Genomic DNA, 22794 nt, shown 5'->3' with positions numbered 1-22794 from the left:
TCAAAGTATATCTTAGCGAATATGCATATAGCTATTGTTGGAAATATCGGAGCGGGTAAAACTACTCTTACAGAATTACTGGCCAAAAATTATGGCTGGGAGCCATTATATGAAGCGGTAGATAATAATCCATACCTGGAAGATTTTTACAGCGACATGAAACGCTGGAGCTTTAACCTGCAGATCTACTTTCTGAACAGCCGGTACCGCCAGATCATCGACATACAAAAAAGCGGGCGCAACATTATACAGGACAGAACCATTTATGAGGATGCCTATATTTTTGCCGAAAACCTGCATGACATGGGTCTGATGACCAGCCGTGACTACGAAAACTACGAATCAATATTCAATAATATTACCGAATACATCAAACCGCCCGACCTGTTGGTGTATTTAAAGGCGTCGGTGCCTACACTCGTGAATAATATCCAGCGCAGGGGCAGGGAGTATGAGATCGGCATCCGGATAGATTATCTTTCAAAACTGAACGAAAAATACGATAAGTGGATAAACGGCTACAAGCTGGGTAAACTACTGGTGTTGGATAAAGATAATCTGGATTTCGCTAACAATACAGAAGATATGTCGTCAATCATCCAAATGGTTGAGCGCGAGATTAACGGGTTGTTTTAAGGTATTACATTACGAAAAGCTGGTTTACTAAAGAGCGTACTACGTATTGCGTCAAACGTATAACATCACGAACATGCAAATTCTCGGTATCATTCCTGCACGTTATGCTTCAAGCCGGTTCCCGGGCAAGCCTTTGGTTGACATTGGCGGTAAGAGCATGATCCGGCGGGTTTATGAGCAGGCAAAAAAATGCGATCATTTAACCGAGGTCATAGTTGCTACCGATGACAATCGTATTTATGATCATGTGATAGCTTTCGGCGGGGTAGCTGTGATGACCGGCACTAACCACCAAAGCGGTACTGACCGCTGTGCCGAAGTGGCCGCCACGCATCCGCAATATCAGGTCGTAATCAATATCCAGGGCGATGAACCTTATATCGATCCTGAACAGATAACCAAGCTTGCCACCTGCTTTAACAGCCCCGGGGTGCAGATAGCTACCCTGGTAAAAAAAGTTAAAACCGAGCAGGAACTTTATAATCCAAACACCCCAAAGGTTATCGTAACCCGGCAGAGTGAGGCCGCTTATTTCTCACGGTCTGCCATACCGCACATCCGGGGCGAAGAGCCGCAAAACTGGTTAGAGTTTTATTCTTTCTTTAAACATATTGGCATTTATGGATACCGGGCTGATGTTTTACAGGAAATAACCAAACTACCCATATCCGCTTTAGAAAAAGCCGAAAGCCTGGAACAACTGCGCTGGATAGAGAATGGCTATCGCATAAAAGTGGCTGAAACCGAGCTGGAAACCTACGCGGTGGATACGCCAGAGGACCTGGAATTGCTTAAATTTTAGGTGTTTGGCAACGCTATTTAATCTTACTGTACAATGCTGCCACCTTGCTGTGGCACTCATTTAATATCACCACGGCTTGCGTCAGATTGTCCACTACCTTGTGTTTAAAGGCTTTGCTGCGTTTATTTTTCGGGGCCGCTCTTAATAACTCGTCATTTTCATAGATGCGGAAGTTGAAATTATCATAGATCTCAGCCGTGTTCAGATTAGCTATGCGCAGGTTATCAATCAGGGGGCGGTTATCAATCAGGATCTTCTTCAGGTCAGATACATTTTGTTGCATTATGCGCAGTGAATTGGGGAAATGATGATCCTTAAAACCTCCTCTATTAATCAAGGTTATCAGGTTATTTTGATTGATGATCAGCACGCCAACTTTTTTATTAAAATTAACCGCCAGGTTTTTAAAGCTGATCCTTTCCGGCTTATGGGCAATGATATCGGCACTCTCTGTCAACCTCGAAAATAATTTAGATACCAGGTTTAGTGAGTACAGATAATTTTGGTAGGCGTCCTTATGTTTTTCAGCAGCAAAATTGTTTCCGGTAACCAGTAACAGTGTTAATAATATTAATATCTTCTTCATAATTATTAGTCATGTATAGTTATGTACAAAGAAATATTTTCTTCTTTTGTTTAAAATAAAGCATTGTAGCAATTAACATTCAGCGCCTTATCAACAATTAAATTTTTCTAAACCAAACCCCGAAAATATTCTTACTTTTGTATCCCGTACACAAACAATTGACAGCGGGTTAAACTGCTGCCGATATTCAAAACAAAACATGACTAAATATATATTTGTTACGGGCGGTGTTACCTCTTCGTTAGGAAAGGGCATTATATCGGCATCCTTGGCCAAACTACTTCAATCGCGCGGATACAGCGTAACCATCCAAAAATTTGACCCTTATATTAACATTGATCCGGGAACATTAAATCCTTATGAACACGGCGAATGTTATGTTACTGAGGATGGCGCCGAAACCGATTTGGATTTGGGTCACTATGAGCGTTTTTTAAACACGCCGACATCAAAAGCCAATAATATTACTACCGGCCGGATCTATCAAAACGTTATCAATAAAGAACGCGAAGGCGCTTTTTTGGGAAAGACCGTACAGGTTGTTCCGCATATTACCGATGAGATCAAACGCAACATCCGCATACTGGGCGAAGACGGTAAATATGATATCGTGATCACCGAATTGGGCGGCACTGTAGGCGATATTGAGTCGTTACCATATATTGAAGCGGTAAGACAATTTAGATGGGAGATAGGTTCGGGCAATTCATTGGTGATCCACCTAACCCTGATCCCTTTCCTTGCTGCTGCTGGTGAGTTGAAAACCAAGCCAACCCAGCACTCAGTTAAAATGTTATTAGAGTATGGTATCCAGCCGGATATTCTGGTTTGCCGCACCGAGCATCATTTAACGATGGATATCCGCAAAAAAATTGCGTTATTCTGTAATGTTAACATCAACGCGGTAATTGAGTCTATCGACGCTTCGACCATATATGATGTGCCATTGCTGATGCTCAAAGAGCAATTGGATAAAACCGTATTAACCAAACTTAAACTGCCACATAAAACAGATCCGGAATTAACCAACTGGAAGGACTTTTTGGGCCGCTTGAAAAACCCTACCTCCGAAGTTAAAATAGGCCTGGTAGGTAAATATGTTGAGCTGCCTGATGCTTATAAATCAATTATTGAATCATTTATACACGCCGGTGCAAAAAACGAGTGTAAGGTAAAAGTACAGTATATACCGTCAGAAGAATTAACGCCGGATAATGCCATTGATAAGCTGCAGGGCCTGCATGGTGTGCTGGTGGCGCCAGGCTTTGGCGAACGTGGCTTTGAAGGTAAAATAGAAGCTATCCGGTATGTACGTGAAAATAACATTCCGTTTTTTGGCATTTGCTTAGGTATGCAATGCGCGGTGGTAGAATATGGCCGCAATGTATTAGGCCTGAAAGACGCCAGCAGTACCGAAATGAATCCGGATACGCAAAGCCCGGTAATAGCCATGATGGAAGAGCAAAAAAAGGTGGTGAACAAAGGCGGCACCATGCGTTTAGGCTCATACGCCTGCGATTTAAAAAAAGGCACCAGGGCCTTTGCAATTTACGGGCAACAACATATAACAGAGCGCCACAGGCATCGTTATGAGTTTAACAACGACTACTTAAAACAGTACGAAGCTGCAGGTTTAATACCATCGGGATTTAACCCTGAGAATAATTTGGTGGAGATTGTTGAGCTAAAAAATCACCCGTTTTTTGTGGGCGCGCAGTTCCACCCCGAATTAAAATCAACAGTTGCTAATCCGCACCCACTTTTTATTAACTTTGTCGCCGCTTCGATGGCTTATGCCCGAAAGAAATAGTTAATTTGAGTACGATACGATAGAAATGGATAGAAATACGTTTACAGGATTATTCCTGATCATGATCATTATTGCCGGTTCGGTTTGGTTTTTAAGACCAAGCGACGCGCAATTAAAAAAAGAAGCTGCATTACAGGATTCTCTGAAAAGAGTAAAAGATAAAACAACCCCGGCTACAACAGCCAGGCTTGATACCGCAAAAATTATCAATAAACCGGTTGATTCTGCTGCTTTAAAAAGCCCGTTTGGCGCTACCATAAACGGCACAGAAAAACTGATCACTTTAGAGAATAAAGATCTGCGCGTAAAATTAAGCACGCGTGGTGGCCGTATCTATTCTGTCGAGTTAAAAAACTTTAAAACTTTTGATAAAAAGCCGTTGGTTTTATTTGACGGCGATGCAAATAAGTTTGGATTTAGCTTTGGGGCAGGCGCTGCCAATGTAAATACCAACGAAAGGTATTTTACGCCAAGCGCAGCAGGCTTACAGGTTGCCGGTCAGGATTCATCATCAATAACCATGCGCTTAAGTTATACTGCTACGCAGTATATTGATTATATATACAGCTTAAAAGGCGAAGGGTATAAAGTAGGCCTGGTTATTAAAGCAACCGGCCTGGACAATGTTATTGCCAACAGCAGCAGTATTAACTTAAATTGGGAAAGCAGCTTACATCGCCTTGAAAAGAGCATAACGCTTGATCGTCAGTACTCCATGATCCAGTACCTTACTACGGATAATGATTTTAACGACCTGGGCGATACAAAGAATGATCAAAAAGATATCACTGACAAAAAACTGCAATGGGTGTCTTTTAAACAGCATTTCTTTTCGAGCTTGTTGCTGAGTAAGGATGGTTTTACAAAGTCAAGCCTTATTGTAAACGTCGATACCAGCAACCATGAGGATATCAAACAGCTAAAAGCTAACCTTACGGTAGCCCGCAACAGTGATGGTACTTTCCCGCTTGATTTTTACTTTAGCCCTAACCGTTATAAAACGTTAGCCGCCGAAGGTCATGGTTTTGAAAAACAAATTAACCTGGGCTGGGGCCCTTTAAAATATGTTAACCGTGTAGCGGTTATACCGGTATTTAATTTTTTAACCCAGTTTAACTGGAACTACGGGTTAATTATATTGGCATTAACCATCATCCTGAAACTGGTTTTATCGCCACTTACCTACAAGTCATACCTGTCAATGGCTAAAATGCGGGTGTTAAAGCCCGAGATGGACGAGATCAAAGCTAAAGTTGGCGAAGATAATCCAACCTTATTACAACAGGAATATCTCAAGCTGTATAAAAAGGCTGGCGTAAATCCATTAGGCGGATGTTTGCCATTGCTGATCCAGATGCCTATCGTTATCGCCTTCTTCCGGTTCTTCCCGGGATTATTCGAACTGCGTGGTCAGGGTTTTCTGTGGATGCATGATCTTTCAACTTATGATTCAATAGTGAATTTTGGGTTCAGTGTTCCTTTCCTGGGCGATCACTTAAGTTTAATGTGTTTGCTGATGACGGTATCGACATTGATCTATACCTATTTTAATAACCAGATATCAGGTGTAAGCGGCCAGATGAAATATGTTGGGTATATCACCCCGATAATTTTCCTGGGCGCGCTGAACGGCTATCCGGCAGGTTTGAACTATTACTACTTCCTGGCTAACATGCTTACCTTTTTACAGCAATATCTTATCCGCTTAATGGTTGATGATAAAAAGATCCATGCCCAGATCCAGGAAAACAAAAAGAAACCTGAGGATAAAAAGAAAAAATCAGGCTTTAGCGCTAAAATGGAAGAGATGATGCGCCAGCAGCAACAGGTGCAGGCGAAGAAGAAGTAGTGATTGAAGATTAGAGATTAAAGATTAGGCTCGCGGTTATCGCGGGCCTTTTTGTTTGTGGGTAGAGACGCAATGCTTTGCGTCTTCTACCCACAAAATTTATTTATAATAATCAACTAAAAATATTAGTAATTTACTACATTTGGATATGTATGCAATTGTAGATATTGAGACCACGGGGGGGCATGCCAGCGCAAACGGTATTACCGAGATTGCTATTTGTTTACACGATGGTAAAAAGGTAACCAAACGCTTTAGTACGCTTGTCAATCCCCGCAGGGAGATCCCTATCTACATACGCGCCTTAACCGGCATCACCAATGAAATGGTGGCCGAAGCACCGCCATTTGAAGATGTAGCCGCCGATATCTACCATATGCTGCATGGAAAGATCTTCATCGCCCATAATGTCAATTTCGATTATTCGTTTGTACGTTATCATTTGGCTGCGGCGGGCTATGAACTGCAAAGCAATAAACTATGTACAGTAAGGCTGGGCCGTAAAATATTACCGGGACTGCCCTCCTACAGCCTGGATAAGTTATGTCATCATTTAGGTATTGGTAATGAAAGCCGTCACCGCGCTATGGGCGATGCCGAAGCCACTGCCGAACTATTTAGCCTGCTGCTGCGTAACGATAGGGACGACCACATTAAACAGGCGCTAAAGGCAAATTCGAAAGAACAGGTATTGCCACCACATCTGCCCAAAAAAGCTGTACAGGAATTGCCAAACAGCCCGGGCGTATATTATTTCCACGACCATAAGGGGAAGGTAATATATGTAGGTAAGGCCAAAAATATCAAAAAACGGGTAAGCAGCCATTTCACCGGCAATAACCCGGGGTCGCAACGGCAAGGATTTTTGAAGGAGATCCACCAGATAACCCACCAGGTTTGTGGTACAGAGTTAATTGCGCTGGTATTGGAAGCGGTCGAGATTAAACGCCTGTGGCCAAAGTACAACCGCTCGTTAAAACGCTTTGAGCATGCTTATGGGTTGTATATGTTCGAAGATCAGCGGGGCTATATGCGCCTTGCAGTTGATAAGCACAGGAAATATACCGGTGCAATCTATACGTGCAATACCATGCTTGAGGGCAGAGCAATATTAAACCAGCTGATAGATACCTTCGGCCTTTGCCCCAAACTTTGTTTTATCCAAAATAACACGGAGCCCTGCATCGGCATAGCCAAAGACCAATGCGCCTGCACAGGCATAGAACCTGTTGAAAGCTATAATCAAAAAGTCCAACTGGCCCTTGATGAATTGAACCAGGCGCTCCCAACTTTTGCTATCCGTGATGAGGGCCGTACGGATGACGAGCATAGCTGTATACTGGTTGAGAAGGGAAAGTTTTATGGCATGGGGTATATCTCGCATTATTTTGATGTAGAGAGCCTGCAGCAGCTTAAAAACTATATCACCCCATACCCGGGCAACGACTATATTAAAAATATGGTAGCTAATTATGCCGCGAAGTTCCCGCAGCGTAAGGTGGTGTTTGCATAATTTAATATGTAGGGACGCAATGCATTGCGTCTCTACGACTCGTTAACCTAAATGGCATCATAATTGGTAAGTTTTTAATACATAAAAACTATTAAAAACATCAATTATGAACAGCATTAATCAAAATCAACCCGAAGATAATTTCAAGGACCTTAACGGGCCCGAAGCATTAGATAAATTAAAGGAACTGGCAGAAGAAGCTAAAACCTGTTTCTTTTGCAGCAATATTAAAACAGGCCTGCCGGTATCGGCCCGCCCTATGACCGTACAGCAGGTGGACGATGAGGGGAGCTTATGGTTTTTGCTGGCCAACGACAGTGAAACGTACCAGGAATTGCAAAACGAACCGCTTGCCCAACTTTTTTTCCAGGGGTCAAAATATTCGGATTATCTGAACGTGTACGGCGTTGTGATACTAAGTGCAGATAAAGAAAAGATAAAAGAGTTTTGGAAACCGATATTAAAAACATGGTTTACCGAAGGCGAGGATGATCCGCGGATTGCCGTAGTGAAACTGGAACCAACAGCTGCCTATTATTGGGACAACAAACACGGCAATGCTGTAGCCTTTATTAAACAACTGGCCGGTGCAGCCATTGGTAAAACTTTGGATGATTCTGTTGAAGGGAAGATAGAGCTTTAAGTTTTGAGTTATGGGTGGTGAGTTTTGAGTAAACGGATATAACCCCATCACTTAAAACTCACCACTCATAACTAAATTATTTCCGCTTTTTCCAATTCTACCTGCATTTGTTGCTGCATACTCAGCGCCTCGGCGCGGGCGGCATCTGCAAAGTCGTCGCCGTTGCCGGCATATATAATGGAGCGGGATGCATTAACCAGTAGTCCGCAGTCTTTGTTCATTCCATATTTACACACGTCTTCCAGGCTGCCGCCCTGTGCGCCCACGCCCGGAACCAATAGAAAGTTATCCGGCGCATATTTACGTATGTCGGTAAATTCGGTGCTTTTGGTGGCGCCTACTACAAACATAATCCGGTCGGCACCGGCCCAGGTGACGGCTTTTTTTATTACGGCCTCATATAAGCGGCCTTCGTTTGTATCTAAATATTGAAAATCCTTACTGCCTGCAGAAGACGTGAGCGCCAGGATGATCACCCATTTGCCATCATATTTCAGGTAGGGGGTAACACTGTCATTACCCATGTAAGGCGTAACTGTTATCGCGTCAAAACTCATTCCTGAGGCTGCTTCGTCAAAAAAAGCTTTGGCGTATTTATCAGAAGTATTACCGATGTCGCCGCGTTTGGCATCTATGATATTCAGGCAATCGGCAGGTAAATATTTCCAGGTTGCTATCAGGCTTTGCAAACCCTTTACACCGTAGCTCTCGTAAAAAGCCGAGTTGGGTTTATAAGCCACGCAAAGATCTTTGGTAGCGTCAATTATCCGCTTATTAAATTCGAGCACCGGATCAGGGTATCGCTTTAAAAATTCGGGGATTTTATCAGGATCAGTATCTAACCCGACACATAAAAATGATTTTTTTTGTTTGATCTGGTCTATAAGCTGCCGGCGCGTGATCATGGATAGTTGAGGTAAGTATTTTGAATGCCCAAAAAAACTAAAAATTAGTTTAAGTGCGGGCTTATTAAAGATATTTTTTTTTAAAGTTTGATTTTTTAAAATAATTGATTACAATTGCAGTGTTATCCTTTGAATTTTTCTTGCACTAGAGAAACATTTTTAAAATTCCACGTTAATTATCTTTGTAGGTTGCCTGGATTTAAACATTTCAATTAAGCTGCAAATAAACTTCTTTCAAACAATCCGAGTAGAATATATTAAGACTCACGAATAACTATCGTAATAAAAACCCCCTTTTGAACCCATAATTCATAACATGTCTGAGACAACCGAATTGAACGACAAACTCGTTTCTGAGTTGCGCGAAATTGCAAAAAGTTTAGGTATTGCTGATGCTGACTCCCTAAGAAAGCCAGAGCTGATATCAAATATCGTACAAATGCAGCAACTTATTGAAGCTGCCAGAGCACAACAACAAGTAGTAGAAAATAATTACGCCCCGATAGGTGCGCCTGCTGCCGAAACCAGCGAAAAGAAAACCCGTAACAGAATACGTACGGTAAAAAACACTAATCAGCCCCGCATTGAGGTGCCTCTAGATGACACCAACCTGTTTGATCTGCAGGACGATGAGCCACAGACCGACGATGCACAGATTGAAGATATAACCGCAGAAGAAACTGAAGCGCAATCGCCCGAACAGGAAGGCGAAATTGCGGCAACCATTGCTGCTGATCCGTCGGCCGAAGGCCGCCCTCAAAAATTTGAGCGCCGCGTTCAGCAACAAAAAACCCAGGAGCCTGCTATTAATTTAGATTTTGATAATGTTATTGTAAACGAAGGTGTTTTAGAGATCATGCCTGATGGCTATGGTTTCCTGCGCTCGTCTGATTATAACTATTTAACATCCCCGGATGATATCTACGTATCGCAATCACAAATAAAATTATTTGGCCTTAAAACCGGTGATACTGTTCGTGGCAGCATCCGCCCGCCAAAAGAAGGCGAGAAATATTTCCCGTTGGTACGTGTTGAGGCCATTAACGGCCGTATTCCGGCCGAAGTGCGTGACCGTGTTCCATTTGATCACCTGACACCGCTTTTCCCGTCAGAGAAACTGAGCTTGTTTACAGATCCGGGTAATTATTCAACCCGTATTATGGACCTGTTCTCGCCGATAGGTAAGGGGCAGCGCGGTTTAATTGTGGCGCAGCCTAAAACGGGTAAAACCATGTTATTAAAAGACGTGGCCAACGCTATCGCCAAAAATCACCCGGAAGTTTATTTGATCATTTTATTGATTGATGAGCGCCCTGAGGAGGTTACCGATATGGCCCGCAGCGTACGCGCCGAAGTTGTTTCATCAACATTTGATGAGCCTGCCGAGCGTCACGTAAAAATTGCCAACATTGTGCTTGAAAAAGCTAAACGTATGGTTGAGTGCGGTCATGATGTGGTTATTTTATTAGATTCTATCACCCGTTTGGCCCGTGCCTACAATACCGTAGCGCCGGCATCAGGTAAGATATTGTCAGGTGGTGTTGATGCCAACGCATTGCACAAGCCTAAACGTTTCTTTGGTGCTGCCCGTAATATCGAGGATGGCGGTTCATTAACCATTATTGCTACTGCACTAACAGAAACCGGTTCAAAAATGGACGAGGTTATCTTTGAAGAGTTTAAAGGTACCGGTAACATGGAGTTACAACTGGATCGTAAACTATCAAACAAACGCGTGTTCCCGGCTATTGATATTACCGCTTCAAGTACCCGCAGGGATGATTTATTATTGGATAAAGAAACCCTGCAACGTATCTGGATACTGCGTAATCACCTTGCAGATATGAACTCGATCGAAGCGATGGAATTCCTGCAAAGCCAGGTTAGAGGTACAAAAACTAACGAAGAGTTCTTAATATCCATGAATTCTTAATTTGGTTATTGGTTGATTAGGTTTGTTAAGGTATTTGTTATAATTTTTAAGTACAAATTGTAACAACTATTCACATATCAACGTAATCAACCAATAACTTAATCGATTGTTATTGATTAAGTAAGTTAATACTGATACCTTCGAGGCTAAAATGAAAAAGCGGGTAAAAAAACATCTGCCTAATGCCATAACATGTTTCAACCTGTTTAGCGGTTGCGTGGGTATTGTATTTGCGTTTAAAGATGACTTAATAACCGCCGCCTACGCGCTTTTTTTAGCGGCAATATTTGATTTCTTTGACGGATTTGCTGCCCGGGTTTTAAAATCATTTTCTGGCATTGGTAAGGATCTCGACTCGCTGGCCGATGTGGTGAGCTTTGGCTTTCTGCCTTCAGCAATTTTATATGAACTATTTTTAAAATCGCCCCAGATTGAAAAGATAGGTCCTTATTTATGCTTCATCGCTTTTGCAATTGCCGTTTTTTCGGCCCTGCGTTTAGCCAAGTTTAATACCGACACCCGCCAGGCCGATATTTTTATCGGGTTGCCTACGCCGGCTAACGGGGTGCTTATAGCGTCGTTACCCTTTATAATAGACCAATATCCGGCATTAAATGTTTATATCTTAAATCAGTATACTTTATCCGCATTGGTAGTGGTAATGAGCGCTTTACTGGTAGCCGAACTGCCGCTGATGTCGTTAAAATTTAAAAATCGCGATCCGCGGAATCTTTACCGGTATTTATTGCTGTTGTTCGCCGCTATATTGATTCTATTTTTTAAATTTGCCGCTGTACCTGCGGTTATATTTATATATATATCCCTGTCAATTATTCAATTTAAAATAGCTAATGACGATATTACCGGCAGCATAAAGAAGAATGTTTAACTGCTTATAATATCTTTTAACCCAAACTACTCCATGAAAATGTTTCAAGCTGAAATAGATGTAATGCCTAAAAAAGAGATCCTTGACCCACAGGGAAAAGCCGTAACCGGCAGTATGAAAAACTTAGGCCTTGCCGAAATTCAGAATATCCGGATAGGCAAACACATCTCCCTGCAAATTGAAGCCGATAGTGCAGAGGTTGCACACGAAAAAGTTGAGTTGGCCTGTAAGAATTTATTGGCTAATTTAATTATGGAGAGCTATACCTTTAAATTAGAACAACTTTAAAGTTTAGCCCCAATTTCTTCTTTTATTTGTTGTAAAGCAATTGTGTTGGCAGTAATTAATGCCTGCACCTGGTCAAACTTTGCCCTAAGGTCTGTTATATCAGGCGAGCCCGTTTTGCAACCTAACTCAATTTGCTGAATTAATGCCTGGCAGTTTAACATGCCAAAAAAACCAAGCGTGGCTTTCATCTTATGCGCCGCGCATGCTGCCGCGTTCCAGTCCATGAGGTCAAAGGCTTCGCTTATATCGTGTATAGAGGATGGGGTTTGCTGAAAAAACATATCTATCGATTCAACAATAAACTCATCGCTGCCATCAGCAATTTCCTGCAACAATGTAAGATCAAGATCAAAATTTGTTAAATCAACTGGCATAATTGGTGGTTGTATAGTCAAATTTATAATTTTTTTACAATTAAGTTGTCTTTTAGCTCACTTTTAAGCGCCAGGTTATTTTTGTGCAACACGGGATGCATAAAATCGGGGGCTATTTCTGCAAGGGGCTCTAGCGTAAAGCGGCGCTTATGCATTTCGGGGTGGGGTATCTGTAATTCGGGTTTATCAATTACCTCTTGGTTATAATATAAAATGTCAATATCAATAATCCGCGATCCCCATTTCTCTTCGCGTTTGCGGCCCATCACTTCTTCGATGAATAATATTTTTTCTAATATCGTTTTTGCCGGAAGATCTGTTTCCAGCGCTACAACCATATTCAGATAGTCCGGTTCGTCGGTTTTTCCCCATGACTGGGTTTCATATACCGACGATATTTTGGTAGCCGGCGCTATATCATAAGCGATATGCATAATAGCCTGTTGCAAAAAGAACTTCCTGTCGCCCAGGTTGCTGCCTAATAGTAAAAAAACCTCATTCATTGTTGTAACAAATATTATAGATACCGCTCTTAATATTATACCGCATGGTTTTATTAAGTTTGCATAGATATAATATTTATAATAGTAAATGAAGCAATTTTTCAAATTTGTGCTGGCAACTATTGTCGGCATAATTTTATCCACCTTAATTATAGTTTTAGTTATAGCCGGAATCATAGCTGCGGCAGGCAGCGAAAAAAGTGTACAGGTTGATGAAAACTCAATTTTACATATCGATATCAAATACCCCATCGCAGAACGTACTCCAAATAATCCATTAGCCAACCTGAGCTTTTTAGGGCTTGACGGCGACAAATTAATAGGATTAAAAGACATACTGGCCAATATAAAAAAGGCCAAAACAGACAATAATATTAAAGGAATATTTTTGGACGAAAGCTATATGCTATCGGGTCAGGCTACTACCGAAGAGATTCGTAACGCATTGATCGACTTTAAAAAGTCAGGAAAATTTGTCGTAGCCTATGCCGAAGTTTATACCAAAGGCTTTTATTACCTGGCATCGGTTGCCGATAAGGTATACATTAACCCAAAAGGTATTTTTGAGTTTGATGGCTTTAACTCAGAAGTTACTTTTCTGAAAGGCGCTTTGGATAAATTGGGTATTGAGGCGCAGGTTATTAAAGTAGGGACCTATAAAAGTGCCGTTGAACCGCTGGTACTTACTAAAATGAGCGATGCTAACCGCCTGCAGGTTACCTCGTATCTTGGATCATTATATGATCATTTTTTAACTAATATCGGTAAAAGCAGGGGTATTAACAAAGACTCGCTGTTTAACTATGCCAACCAGATGCGCATACAGCGCCCCCAGGACGCATTAAAGTTAAAGCTGGTAGATGGGTTGAAATATAAAGATGAATTGTTAGCCGAGCTTAAAGGCAGGCTGGGAGTGAAATCCAAAAAAGACATTAGCAGCGTTGAGTTGGCCGACTACACCAATAGTTCGGACGAAGACACTAAAGAGGTATCCACTAACCGCATAGCGGTAGTTTACGCCTCGGGCGATATTGCCGGCGGCGAGGGAGGGGATAATAGTATCGGATCAGAAACTACCTCAAAAGCATTACGTAAAGTTAGATTGGACGATAAAATAAAAGCGGTGGTACTGCGTGTAAACTCGCCGGGTGGCAGTTCGTTGGCCAGTGATGTGATCTGGCGCGAAGTTATGCTTACCAAAAAAGTAAAACCCGTTATTGTTTCAATGGGCGATGTCGCCGCATCTGGCGGTTATTATATTGCATGCGCCGCCGATTCTATTTATGCCGAACCCAATACCATTACCGGGTCAATAGGTATTTTCGCGGTGTTACCTAACATGCAAAAATTATTTAATGATAAGCTGGGCGTTACCTTTGACGGTGTTAAAACCGGGCAGTATGCAGACCTGGGTAATACCAGCCGCCCGTTAACTGCTGCAGAACGTGCAATATTGCAAAATCAGATCAACCATGGCTATGACGATTTTACCAGGGCTGTAGCTATGGGCCGTCATAAAACACAGGCATATATTAACAGCATTGGCCAAGGCCGCGTCTGGACCGGTGAGCAGGCCTTAAAAATTGGTTTGGTTGATCGCCTGGGTAATATTAGCGATGCCGTAAAATCAGCAGCAAAAAAGGCTAACCTAAAAGACTATCGGCTGGTTGCTTATCCTGAGCAAAAAAGCGTATTTAATAAATTGGGTGAAAGCTTTAGCGCCGAAATGAAAACCAAAGTACTTAAATCAGAACTTGGCGAAAACTACGGCATTTATGAGCAGATTAAAAATGTAACGTCCATGATGCGTACCCCATTGACAAGGATGGAGTATGATGTGGTAGTGAAGTAAGCAAATAGTTAACGGATGCCGGTTCATAGCAATTGTGTGTGAACTATTAGCTATGAACTAAAGTATAGCTTTCGTATTTTTACTGCTTAACTAAATTATGGAAAATAAACCCATAGCCCGCAAGCTTCGCTTGTTATCGCAACTCATGGAACTGCATGTGGTTAATCCCTTTAAAATAAAATCAATAGCTAACGCGGCCTTTAATGTAGATAAACTGCCGTATCCGGTCGCCAGTAAACCTTTCGAGGAATTGGAGAAGATCAGCGGTATCGGCAAAAGTGTTGCGGCTAAGATCATCGAACTGGTGCAAACCGGCACTATGGTAGAAATGGAAGAGCTTTTGGCAGCAACGCCTGGCGGCGTTGTTGAGATGATGGCGATCAAAGGCATCGGCGCCAAAAAGGTGGCTACCATCTGGCACGAGATGGGGATTGAAACTGTTGGCGAACTTTTTTATGCCTGTAATGAAAACCGCCTGATTGAAGCCAAAGGCTTTGGTTTAAAAACGCAGGATGATATCCGCAAGGCTATCGAATTTAAAATGGCCAGCAGCGGCAAGTTCCTGTATGCGCAGGTTGAACCGGAAGCCGACCGGCTGATGGATAAACTGAAAGGTATATTTACCAATGCTTTAATTGATTTTGCGGGCGAGTATCGCCGCTTATGTGAAATTGTTAATGAGTTGATTGTAATTGTTGGCAGCCGCGACCAGGACATTGCGTCTCAAAGTATTTTACACTCTGATCTGTTAAATAATTTATCAGTAAAAGAACACCGCATAACCGGCGAGACGGATAATGGCTTAAAGGTTGTTATCAACGTTGTTGAAAAGCGATTTTTCTTCAGGACCTTGTTTATCCAAACCGGTAATGACGAGCACGTAAAAGCCGTGCTTGGACGTGGGGGAGATGATGCCGATCAGCCGGAAAACGAAGAACTTATTTATCAGAAAGCCGGGCTGGAGTTTATCAGGCCGGAGCTGCGCGAAGGAACGACGTTTATAGAACGTGCCGCCAAAAAACAATTGCCCCGCCTGATATCATTCAATGATCTTAAAGGCACTTTGCACAACCACAGCACCTGGAGCGACGGGATAAATACGGTTGAAGAAATGGCTGTTTACTGCCGTGATGAACTGAAACTGGAATACCTGGGCATGTGCGATCACAGCAAGAGTGCGTTTTATGCCAAGGGTTTAAGTATTGAACGGGTATTACAGCAGCAGGAAGAGATAGATCATCTTAATAAAAAGCTGGATGGCTTCCATATTTTTAAAGGTATTGAGTCGGATATTTTAAATGACGGCTCGCTGGACTATCCGGATGAGATCTTAAAGAAATTTGATTTTGTAGTGGCATCGGTACACACCAACCTAAAAATGAGTGAAGAGAAAGCCACCGAACGTTTGATAAAAGCTATTGAAAACCCATACACCACTATCCTGGGGCACCCAACCGGGCGGTTGCTGCTAAGCCGTAATGGTTATACTTTTGATTATAAAAAAGTTATAGATGCCTGTGCCGCTAACAACGTAGTTATTGAGATAAACGCCAACCCCCTGCGCCTCGATCTGGATTGGCGCTGGCACCAATACGCTTTAGAAAAAGGGGTTTGGCTATCAATTAACCCGGATGCACACCGTAATGAGGGGTTTCTGGATATGCACTATGGCGTAATTGTTGCCCGTAAAGGCGGGTTATATAAAGAAAGATGTTTGAATGCGTTATCATTGCAGGAAATAACGCAGGTTTTTAAAACCCAAAAAAAATAAGCCAATGATTATTCAGGAACTTAAGGATCATCAAAATACCATACAAAAAGTTATCGATACGCTGGTGCCGGATATTGAAAAGGCCTGCGAATTAATGACATCGGCCATAAAAAGGGATAACAAGGTTTTAATTGCCGGTAACGGGGGCAGCGCCGCCGATGCCCAGCATATAGCTGCCGAACTAAGCGGGCGTTTTGTTAAACACCGCAAGGCCCTGCCAGGTATAGCCCTTACTACTGACACCTCGGCACTTACCGCCATTGCCAATGATTATGGTTATGAACATGTATTTGCGCGCCAGGTTGAAGCTTTGGCACGCCCGGGCGACCTGTTTATAGGCATATCGACCAGCGGCAACAGCGAGGTTGTTTTGAAAGCATTGCGCACGGCCCGTGAGCTGGGTTGTAATACCCTGGGCTTATCGGGACGTGATGGCGGTAAAATGACGGCACTTTGTGATCTGAATATAATTGTGCCGGCTGATGTTACCGCGCGCATACAGGAAATGCATATATTAATAGGCCATATTTTATGCCAGGCCGTAGACGACTTATTTTAAGATTATGCCGATAAGAGGAGATTTTGAAAGGGCATTGCTCGAAAAGATCAACGATCTGGAAACCCTGAAAAGCAAAGTTGTTTTTTGGCAAAAAGAAGGCGAGAAGGTGGTATTTACCAATGGCGTGTTTGATTTGCTCCATATCGGTCATCTAACCTACATGGCCAAAGCGGCCAACCTGGGCGACAAACTGATTGTAGGTTTAAATGCCGACAGCTCTGTAAAACGCCTGAAGGGTGAGGGGCGCCCGGTAAATGACCAGGCTAACCGTGCAGCTTTGCTTGCCGCGATGTTTTTTGTTGACGGCATTGTTATTTTTGAAGAAGATACACCGTTAAATATCATTACTACCTTATTACCGGATATATTGGTAAAAGGAGCCGACTATACCATTGACAATATTGTTGGCGCCAAACAAGTGATAGCAAACGGCGGCGAAGTAAAAACAATTGACCTGGTTGAAGGCTACTCGTCAACATCTATTATTCAAAGAATAAAGAACCAGGGTACCTAAGGCATAACAAATGAAGATACTGGTTATCCGTTTTAGTTCAATGGGCGATATTATTTACACGACGCCTGTTGTGAGATGCCTTAAAAAACAGTTAGCCGGTGCCGAGATCCATTTTATAACCAAGCCCGCTTTTAAATATATTTATGATAATAACCCTTACGTTGATAAACTATTATTGTTAAAGCCCGATCTGGGCGATACCATAAAAGAGATCAAAGCCGGCCAGTACGATTATATTATCGATCTGCACAACAACCTGCGCACGGCGATAATTAAGCTGCGTACCGGCATTAAATCATCAACCTACAAGAAACAAGCCATCCGCAAATGGTTAAGCCTGAAGTTTAATTTAAAACTCGTTCCGCCGGTACATTTGGTTGACAGGTACCTGAAGACCGTAAAATTTTTAGGCGTTAAAAATGACGACCAACCGATTGACTATTATATAAAGGCAGATCATCAGCTTGAAAAGCTATTGCCAGCATCTCATCAGCAAAACTTTGTAGCCTTTATAATTGGCGCTACGCACTTTACCAAGCGTATGCCTAACGAAAAGATCATCAGCCTTTGCCGGGATATTGACGCGCCGCTGGTGCTATTGGGTGGCAACGATGTAAAAGCTAACGGTGCCATCATAGCGGCTGCATTAGGTGATAAAATTTTTAATGCGTGTGGGATCACTTCGCTGGATGAATCAGTGTACCTGGTATCAAAAGCTGCAAAGGTAATTGGTTTTGATACGGGTTTAACTCATATAGCTGAGGCTTTTGACCGGCCCATTGTATCTGTATGGGGAGGGACGGTACCGGAGTTATTAGGGGTACAACCTTATAAGGTAAAAGAGGTACTGGTTGCAGGTATAGAGCTGCCCTGCAGGCCCTGTTCAAAATTTGGTTTGCCGGCTTGTCCGTTGGGGCACTTTAAATGTATGTACGATATTCCTGAAAATGAGATTACGGAATTTATAAACAGCTAGCCAGCCATGATAAAAAGAGCGATAATTTTGTTGGTATTTATAGGTTTTACGGGACGCTATGCAACCGCGCAGAAAATAACCTACGGCGTAAAAATCTCGGGTGGTTTTAGTTACCAGCAGATCCATAATCCCGAGATCCTTTCTGCAAGCTCAATAAAAACTTTCAACATCAAAGGGATAGCCCAAATGCCGGTTAAAGATGGTTATTGGCTGGAGGCGGGTTTAGGGATATCCGGTAAAGGGTCGGTGGTGTTTAATGATGCGCTGACCACCACCACACATTTAACTTACCTGGAGCTGCCGGTTAATGTATTGCGCAAATTTACATTTACTGATCTTGGCGTTTTTTATGTGGGGGCAGGCGGATACCTGGCTACGGGCCTTAGCGGAAAACTTAATTACGAAACACCTGGCAGTATGTCATCCGACAAAATAAGGTTCGGTAAGAATGATGACGCCACAAAATTTGACACGGGATTAAATTTTTCGTCAGGGTTTGAGTTTCGCAACCGTGTGACGTTTAACATGGCCTTTACATTGGGGCTTAATAATATCGCGTCAACCACGCAACAAGATACGGGTACCGCTGTTGTAAGAAACAGGGAGTTCGCTATCGGTTTGGGCTACTTGTTTAAATAAATTGTATCGTTATGAAAAAGCTACTGTTGGTAAGACATGCCAAAGCTACCCACGAAACAGGTTTTGTTGACTTTGAAAGGCCGTTAAAGCCATCAGGCCTGCAGAATGCGGCCATCATGGCGGGCAGGCTGAAGGAACATAATTTATTACCGCAAATATTGGTTGCCAGCCCGGCGCTGCGTACTATCAGTACCGCCAACGTATTTTCTCAGCACCTGGCAATACCCAAATCCGAGGAAATTATGGGTATTTACGAAGCAAGCCAAGACCAGTTGGTCGATATTATTAGTCAGCTAAGCGATGAGTATGATTTTGTTGGCCTGGTAGGGCATAACCCCGCAATAGCGCAAGTGCTTCATTACTTGACTGACGAGGTTCATGATGTGCCGCCAGGGGCCGTAGCGCTGATAGAATTTGAGCTGGACACCTGGGCAGCCGTAAGCGGCAGCGCAGGGAAATTGATTTTTTATGACTCGCCTAAAGGTTAGGTAGCTTTAACAGCAGCTCTGCAATGGCTACATCTTCAGGAAAAGTTATTTTGATATTCTGATAGCTCCCGGCTATCAGGTTAATCTTTACGCCTGTTTCTTCCACAACACTGGCATCGTCGGTAAATTTGGGATTATATTCCTGTCGGTACGCTGCTTTTAATTGTGCCGATTGGAAAGTTTGCGGGGTTTGCACCAGGTAAATTTCATCGCGCGTAAGGGCTACCGAAGTATTATTTTTTAACTGCCTTATCGAATCACGGCTTTTAACCGCCACAACGGCATTGCCATACGCAGCGGCATGTTTGTAAGCGTTGTCAATTATTTCACTGCTGGTTAACGGCCGAACTGCGTCCTGCACGGCTATAATGCTTTCCTCGTTATCGGCTATCAGGTCCAATCCGTTTTTAACAGAATGAAACCTTGTTTCACCACCAATGGCCAATTGATGAGGGATAACGAAGTTGTGCCTGATACATAGCTGTTGCCAGTATTCGTGATAATCGGCGGGTAATACTAAAATTAGCCCGGGTTTTGTATCGCTGTTATAAAATGCCAGCAACGTGTGCATTAATACAGGCAGCCCGTTAATTAAAAGGAATTGCTTCGGTAATGCCGACTGCATACGGCTGCCCGAGCCACCGGCAACAATAATGGCATAGCAGCTGTGAGATTTGAGATTTAAAATTTGAGACATATGTTTATTAACCCGGCCGTTGCCTGCGAAAGATAAGCATCTTAATATACCGATAAAAATAAAAATGTGAGACCGTTGCCAATCTCACATCTTAATATCTAGGGCCGAACGCTAAATTAGATGATCAGCATAGCGTCTCCATAACTGTAAAAGCGGTATTTTTCTTTTATTGCTACTTCGTATGCGTTCATTACATTTTCATAACCACCAAAGGCCGATACCATCATCAACAGTGTCGATTCCGGCGTATGGAAATTGGTGATCATCGAGTTGGCGATACTGAATTCGTACGGAGGGAAGATGAATTTGCTTGTCCAGTCGTTAACAGGCTTTAATGTTTTGCTGGCAGATACGGCCGATTCAATGGCGCGCATGCTGGTTGTACCAACCGCACAAATGCGTTTTTTGCGTTCAATACCCCTGTTAACAATATCAACCTGTTTTTGATCGATGATGATCTGTTCTGAATCCATTTTATGTTTGGTCAGATCTTCCACTTCAACCTGACGGAACGTACCTAAACCAACGTGCAATGTAACCTCGGCAAATTCAACGCCTTTTAATTCAAGGCGTTTCATTAACTCGCGGCTAAAGTGCAAGCCCGCTGTAGGTGCGGCAACCGCGCCTTCATGTTTGGCAAAAATAGTTTGATAACGTTCTTTGTCTTCGGCGGTAGCTTTGCGTTTGATGTATTTAGGCAGCGGTGTTTCTCCTAATATCTCGACATTGCGGCGAAACTCCTCTTCAGTCCCGTCAAATAAGAAACGGATAGTACGGCCGCGTGAAGTGGTATTGTCAACAACTTCGGCAATTAACAAGTCGTCATCACCAAAATATAATTTGTTGCCTACACGTATTTTACGTGCCGGATCAACCAATACGTCCCATAAACGAAGCTCTTTATTGAGCTCTCTTAACAAAAACACTTCAATAGTAGCTCCTGTTTTTTCTTTATTCCCGTACATGCGGGCCGGGAATACTTTGGTATTGTTCAGGATCATAACATCCTGATCGTCAAAGTAATCTAATACGTCTTTAAAAACCTTATGTTCAATTTTTCCTGAATCTTTATGCAATACCATTAAACGGGATTCGTCCCGGATGGCTGAAGGTGTGTGTGCAATTAATGATTCCGGTAAATTGAATTTAAATTGAGATAATTTCATGCTTATATATATGAATTTTCAGGGCGCAAATGTATGCAAATTTAGTGGGAATATAACAGATAATGAGGCGAATTGTGTTAACTTGTTGATATTAATAAAATATATAAATATTGTAACTAAGCAGTATAAGGTATGTCTAACATCAATACAATATGATTTTTTTAAAACTTTTCAGAGAAAGTGTGCTGTTTGCTTTTGATGCTTTAAGGCAAAACAGGCTGCGTACGTTGTTGTCTTTACTAGGAGTTACCATAGGTATATTTACCATTATAGCTGTTTTTTCGGCGGTGGATACGCTGCGCGATAATTTGCAGAAAAGCGTAAATAAACTGGGAAGCAATAGTGTGTATGTTGAAAAGTGGCCCTGGACATCAGATGGCGAATATCCCTGGTGGAAGTATATGCAGCGCCCCGTATCAAAGCTTCGCGATTTTGAAGAACTGAAACACCGAAGCCAAACAGCTGCCGCTATATCCTATGAAATTGGAATTGACAACCGTACCATAAAATATGGCAGTAATACCGTTGATGGGGCGCAGGTTGATGCCTGCACCCAGGATCATGATAAAACGTGGAACTTTGATTTCCAGGATGGCAGGTATTTTACCGAAATAGAATCGCAGACAGGCGCGCCGGTAACCATAATAGGCAATGATATTTCTGAAAATTTATTCCCCGGTGGTACCGCTGTCGGGAAAAAGATAAAAGTAATGGGCAGATATGTAACCATTATTGGCGTATTTGCAAAAGAGGGAAAGGATATGTTGGGTATATCTGCCGATAAAGAAGTATTACTCCCGTTAAATTTTGCGCATAATTTGATAGATGTTCAAAACGAACGTTATCGCCCGTCAATAGTAGTGCGCGGTAAAGACGGTATCCCGGTGGCTGATGTTAAAGGGGAGTTAAAAGGACTGATGCGCTCCATCCGCAGTTTAAGACCCAACCAGGAGGATAACTTCGCTTTAAACGAAAGCACAATGCTGTCTGATCAGCTGGATATTGTTTTTAAAGTTATAAATGTAGCCGGCTTAATAATCGGCCTGTTCTCTATACTGGTTGGTGGGTTTGGCATTGCCAACATTATGTTTGTTTCGGTAAAAGAGCGCACCAATATCATTGGTATTCAGAAATCATTAGGGGCCAAAAATTATTTTATACTGCTGCAGTTTTTAACCGAGTCAATTATACTTTGCCTCATGGGTGGGTTAATAGGGCTGTTGCTGGTATATGGCGGTACATTTATTGTAAAATGGTTGGCTGATATTGCTATAGTGCTTTACATGAAAAACGTGATTATAGGGATAGGCACATCAGTTGCTATAGGTGTCATATCGGGTATTGTGCCTGCCTGGTTTGCTTCAAAGCTTGACCCGGTTGAAGCAATAAGATCTAATTAGA

At 42.5% G+C, this 22794-nt stretch carries 23 protein-coding genes; 17 read left to right on the top strand and 6 right to left on the bottom strand.

The features are described 5' to 3' along the window. The first annotated feature begins 21 nt into the window (after positions 1 to 21). Both LJ658_RS17130 and kdsB read left to right on the top strand, forming a co-directional pair. Positions 22 to 636, top strand: coding sequence for a deoxynucleoside kinase (locus LJ658_RS17130; protein ID WP_230547761.1), 615 nt, complete (start codon positions 22 to 24; stop codon positions 634 to 636). A 73-nt stretch (positions 637 to 709) separates the two neighbouring features. Beyond that, complete coding sequence (kdsB, locus tag LJ658_RS17125) at positions 710 to 1438, top strand: 3-deoxy-manno-octulosonate cytidylyltransferase (RefSeq protein ID WP_230547760.1); 729 nt, start codon at positions 710 to 712, stop codon at positions 1436 to 1438. A 13-nt stretch (positions 1439 to 1451) separates the two neighbouring features. On the opposite strand, the gene LJ658_RS17120 is transcribed toward kdsB, so the two are convergent. Beyond that, positions 1452 to 2024, bottom strand: coding sequence for a hypothetical protein (locus tag LJ658_RS17120; protein WP_230547759.1), 573 nt, complete (start codon positions 2022 to 2024; stop codon positions 1452 to 1454). Positions 2025 to 2223: 199 nt separating this feature from the next. Between LJ658_RS17120 and LJ658_RS17115 the strand changes: the two genes are divergently transcribed. The 4 genes from LJ658_RS17115 (at position 2224) to LJ658_RS17100 (ending at position 7839) form a co-directional block, all read left to right on the top strand. Further along, positions 2224 to 3834 (top strand): CTP synthase, encoded by a 1611-nt coding sequence (locus LJ658_RS17115; protein WP_230547758.1) that lies wholly within the window; start codon positions 2224 to 2226, stop codon positions 3832 to 3834. 25 nt (positions 3835 to 3859) lie between these two features. After that, positions 3860 to 5683: a membrane protein insertase YidC gene (gene yidC, locus LJ658_RS17110; protein ID WP_230547757.1), complete on the top strand. Its 1824-nt coding sequence runs from the start codon at positions 3860 to 3862 to the stop codon at positions 5681 to 5683. A gap of 142 nt (positions 5684 to 5825) precedes the next feature. After that, positions 5826 to 7196: an exonuclease domain-containing protein gene (locus LJ658_RS17105; RefSeq protein WP_255670523.1), complete on the top strand. Its 1371-nt coding sequence runs from the start codon at positions 5826 to 5828 to the stop codon at positions 7194 to 7196. A 106-nt stretch (positions 7197 to 7302) separates the two neighbouring features. Continuing rightward, positions 7303 to 7839, top strand: coding sequence for a pyridoxamine 5'-phosphate oxidase family protein (locus LJ658_RS17100; protein ID WP_230547755.1), 537 nt, complete (start codon positions 7303 to 7305; stop codon positions 7837 to 7839). A 71-nt stretch (positions 7840 to 7910) separates the two neighbouring features. On the opposite strand, the gene pyrF is transcribed toward LJ658_RS17100, so the two are convergent. Continuing rightward, entirely contained in the window at positions 7911 to 8741 is an 831-nt protein-coding gene (pyrF, locus tag LJ658_RS17095) for an orotidine-5'-phosphate decarboxylase (protein WP_230547842.1), read from the bottom strand. A 319-nt stretch (positions 8742 to 9060) separates the two neighbouring features. Here pyrF and rho point away from each other — a divergent pair, with 319 nt between their 5' ends. The 3 genes from rho (at position 9061) to purS (ending at position 11854) form a co-directional block, all read left to right on the top strand. After that, complete coding sequence (gene rho, locus LJ658_RS17090) at positions 9061 to 10677, top strand: transcription termination factor Rho (protein WP_230547754.1); 1617 nt, start codon at positions 9061 to 9063, stop codon at positions 10675 to 10677. A 151-nt stretch (positions 10678 to 10828) separates the two neighbouring features. Then, complete coding sequence (locus LJ658_RS17085; protein WP_230547753.1) at positions 10829 to 11566, top strand: phosphatidylcholine/phosphatidylserine synthase; 738 nt, start codon at positions 10829 to 10831, stop codon at positions 11564 to 11566. A gap of 39 nt (positions 11567 to 11605) precedes the next feature. Beyond that, complete coding sequence (gene purS, locus LJ658_RS17080; RefSeq protein WP_230547752.1) at positions 11606 to 11854, top strand: phosphoribosylformylglycinamidine synthase subunit PurS; 249 nt, start codon at positions 11606 to 11608, stop codon at positions 11852 to 11854. Here purS and LJ658_RS17075 read toward each other — a convergent pair. After that, positions 11851 to 12228 carry an Hpt domain-containing protein gene (locus LJ658_RS17075; RefSeq protein WP_230547751.1) on the bottom strand — a complete coding sequence of 126 codons (378 nt, stop codon included), beginning with the start codon at positions 12226 to 12228 and terminating at the stop codon, positions 11851 to 11853. The two genes, purS and LJ658_RS17075, sit on opposite strands and share 4 nt — an antisense overlap. Positions 12229 to 12251: 23 nt before the next feature. Further along, the gene (gene folK, locus LJ658_RS17070) at positions 12252 to 12731 is read right to left on the bottom strand and encodes a 2-amino-4-hydroxy-6-hydroxymethyldihydropteridine diphosphokinase (RefSeq protein WP_230547750.1); all 480 of its coding nucleotides are present in this window, start codon (positions 12729 to 12731) and stop codon (positions 12252 to 12254) included. A gap of 88 nt (positions 12732 to 12819) precedes the next feature. Here folK and sppA point away from each other — a divergent pair, with 88 nt between their 5' ends. From sppA to LJ658_RS17035, 7 genes are all read left to right on the top strand, one after another. After that, the gene (gene sppA / locus LJ658_RS17065; protein ID WP_230547749.1) at positions 12820 to 14583 is read left to right on the top strand and encodes a signal peptide peptidase SppA; all 1764 of its coding nucleotides are present in this window, start codon (positions 12820 to 12822) and stop codon (positions 14581 to 14583) included. A gap of 97 nt (positions 14584 to 14680) precedes the next feature. Beyond that, positions 14681 to 16354 carry a DNA polymerase/3'-5' exonuclease PolX gene (locus tag LJ658_RS17060; protein ID WP_230547748.1) on the top strand — a complete coding sequence of 558 codons (1674 nt, stop codon included), beginning with the start codon at positions 14681 to 14683 and terminating at the stop codon, positions 16352 to 16354. Positions 16355 to 16358: 4 nt separating this feature from the next. Continuing rightward, positions 16359 to 16913 (top strand): D-sedoheptulose 7-phosphate isomerase, encoded by a 555-nt coding sequence (gmhA, locus tag LJ658_RS17055; RefSeq protein ID WP_230547747.1) that lies wholly within the window; start codon positions 16359 to 16361, stop codon positions 16911 to 16913. Between the two features lie 4 nt (positions 16914 to 16917). Further along, entirely contained in the window at positions 16918 to 17427 is a 510-nt protein-coding gene (rfaE2, locus tag LJ658_RS17050) for a D-glycero-beta-D-manno-heptose 1-phosphate adenylyltransferase (protein ID WP_230547746.1), read from the top strand. A 10-nt stretch (positions 17428 to 17437) separates the two neighbouring features. Continuing rightward, positions 17438 to 18403 (top strand): glycosyltransferase family 9 protein, encoded by a 966-nt coding sequence (locus LJ658_RS17045; RefSeq protein WP_230547745.1) that lies wholly within the window; start codon positions 17438 to 17440, stop codon positions 18401 to 18403. Between the two features lie 6 nt (positions 18404 to 18409). Then, the gene (locus tag LJ658_RS17040; RefSeq protein ID WP_230547744.1) at positions 18410 to 19042 is read left to right on the top strand and encodes an outer membrane beta-barrel protein; all 633 of its coding nucleotides are present in this window, start codon (positions 18410 to 18412) and stop codon (positions 19040 to 19042) included. 11 nt (positions 19043 to 19053) lie between these two features. Further along, positions 19054 to 19530: a histidine phosphatase family protein gene (locus tag LJ658_RS17035; protein ID WP_230547743.1), complete on the top strand. Its 477-nt coding sequence runs from the start codon at positions 19054 to 19056 to the stop codon at positions 19528 to 19530. Here the strand turns inward: LJ658_RS17035 and LJ658_RS17030 are convergent. Beyond that, positions 19520 to 20227, bottom strand: coding sequence for a 2-C-methyl-D-erythritol 4-phosphate cytidylyltransferase (locus LJ658_RS17030; protein ID WP_230547742.1), 708 nt, complete (start codon positions 20225 to 20227; stop codon positions 19520 to 19522). The genes LJ658_RS17035 and LJ658_RS17030 overlap by 11 nt on opposite strands. 116 nt (positions 20228 to 20343) lie before the next feature. Next, positions 20344 to 21393: a tRNA preQ1(34) S-adenosylmethionine ribosyltransferase-isomerase QueA gene (gene queA / locus LJ658_RS17025; RefSeq protein ID WP_230547741.1), complete on the bottom strand. Its 1050-nt coding sequence runs from the start codon at positions 21391 to 21393 to the stop codon at positions 20344 to 20346. A gap of 152 nt (positions 21394 to 21545) precedes the next feature. On the opposite strand from queA, the gene LJ658_RS17020 reads away from it, so the two are divergent. After that, the gene (locus tag LJ658_RS17020; protein WP_230547740.1) at positions 21546 to 22793 is read left to right on the top strand and encodes an ABC transporter permease; all 1248 of its coding nucleotides are present in this window, start codon (positions 21546 to 21548) and stop codon (positions 22791 to 22793) included. Position 22794: the final 1 nt, after the last annotated feature.

This window comes from Mucilaginibacter sp. UR6-11 (assembly GCF_020880695.1).
In the GTDB taxonomy this organism is placed as follows: Bacteria; Bacteroidota; Bacteroidia; order Sphingobacteriales; family Sphingobacteriaceae; genus Mucilaginibacter.
Note: the sequence above shows the minus strand (reverse complement) of the source record. Positions and strands in the feature narration are given on the sequence as shown.

What these genes read in the sequence shown, in the direction of transcription:
- yidC (WP_230547757.1), top strand. Translation starts at nt 3,860, where the DNA reads ATGGATAGAAATACGTTTACAGGATTATTCCTGATCATGATCATTATT.
- sppA (WP_230547749.1), top strand. Translation starts at nt 12,820, where the DNA reads ATGAAGCAATTTTTCAAATTTGTGCTGGCAACTATTGTCGGCATAATT.
- LJ658_RS17030 (WP_230547742.1), bottom strand. Translation starts at nt 20,227, where the DNA reads ATGTCTCAAATTTTAAATCTCAAATCTCACAGCTGCTATGCCATTATT.
- purS (WP_230547752.1), top strand. Translation starts at nt 11,606, where the DNA reads ATGTTTCAAGCTGAAATAGATGTAATGCCTAAAAAAGAGATCCTTGAC.
- queA (WP_230547741.1), bottom strand. Translation starts at nt 21,393, where the DNA reads ATGAAATTATCTCAATTTAAATTCAATTTACCGGAATCATTAATTGCA.
- LJ658_RS17115 (WP_230547758.1), top strand. Translation starts at nt 2,224, where the DNA reads ATGACTAAATATATATTTGTTACGGGCGGTGTTACCTCTTCGTTAGGA.
- LJ658_RS17075 (WP_230547751.1), bottom strand. Translation starts at nt 12,228, where the DNA reads ATGCCAGTTGATTTAACAAATTTTGATCTTGATCTTACATTGTTGCAG.
- LJ658_RS17100 (WP_230547755.1), top strand. Translation starts at nt 7,303, where the DNA reads ATGAACAGCATTAATCAAAATCAACCCGAAGATAATTTCAAGGACCTT.
- rfaE2 (WP_230547746.1), top strand. Translation starts at nt 16,918, where the DNA reads ATGCCGATAAGAGGAGATTTTGAAAGGGCATTGCTCGAAAAGATCAAC.
- kdsB (WP_230547760.1), top strand. Translation starts at nt 710, where the DNA reads ATGCAAATTCTCGGTATCATTCCTGCACGTTATGCTTCAAGCCGGTTC.
- LJ658_RS17060 (WP_230547748.1), top strand. Translation starts at nt 14,681, where the DNA reads ATGGAAAATAAACCCATAGCCCGCAAGCTTCGCTTGTTATCGCAACTC.
- LJ658_RS17040 (WP_230547744.1), top strand. Translation starts at nt 18,410, where the DNA reads ATGATAAAAAGAGCGATAATTTTGTTGGTATTTATAGGTTTTACGGGA.
- LJ658_RS17045 (WP_230547745.1), top strand. Translation starts at nt 17,438, where the DNA reads ATGAAGATACTGGTTATCCGTTTTAGTTCAATGGGCGATATTATTTAC.
- rho (WP_230547754.1), top strand. Translation starts at nt 9,061, where the DNA reads ATGTCTGAGACAACCGAATTGAACGACAAACTCGTTTCTGAGTTGCGC.
- LJ658_RS17035 (WP_230547743.1), top strand. Translation starts at nt 19,054, where the DNA reads ATGAAAAAGCTACTGTTGGTAAGACATGCCAAAGCTACCCACGAAACA.
- LJ658_RS17130 (WP_230547761.1), top strand. Translation starts at nt 22, where the DNA reads ATGCATATAGCTATTGTTGGAAATATCGGAGCGGGTAAAACTACTCTT.
- gmhA (WP_230547747.1), top strand. Translation starts at nt 16,359, where the DNA reads ATGATTATTCAGGAACTTAAGGATCATCAAAATACCATACAAAAAGTT.
- folK (WP_230547750.1), bottom strand. Translation starts at nt 12,731, where the DNA reads ATGAATGAGGTTTTTTTACTATTAGGCAGCAACCTGGGCGACAGGAAG.
- LJ658_RS17085 (WP_230547753.1), top strand. Translation starts at nt 10,829, where the DNA reads ATGAAAAAGCGGGTAAAAAAACATCTGCCTAATGCCATAACATGTTTC.
- LJ658_RS17020 (WP_230547740.1), top strand. Translation starts at nt 21,546, where the DNA reads ATGATTTTTTTAAAACTTTTCAGAGAAAGTGTGCTGTTTGCTTTTGAT.
- LJ658_RS17120 (WP_230547759.1), bottom strand. Translation starts at nt 2,024, where the DNA reads ATGAAGAAGATATTAATATTATTAACACTGTTACTGGTTACCGGAAAC.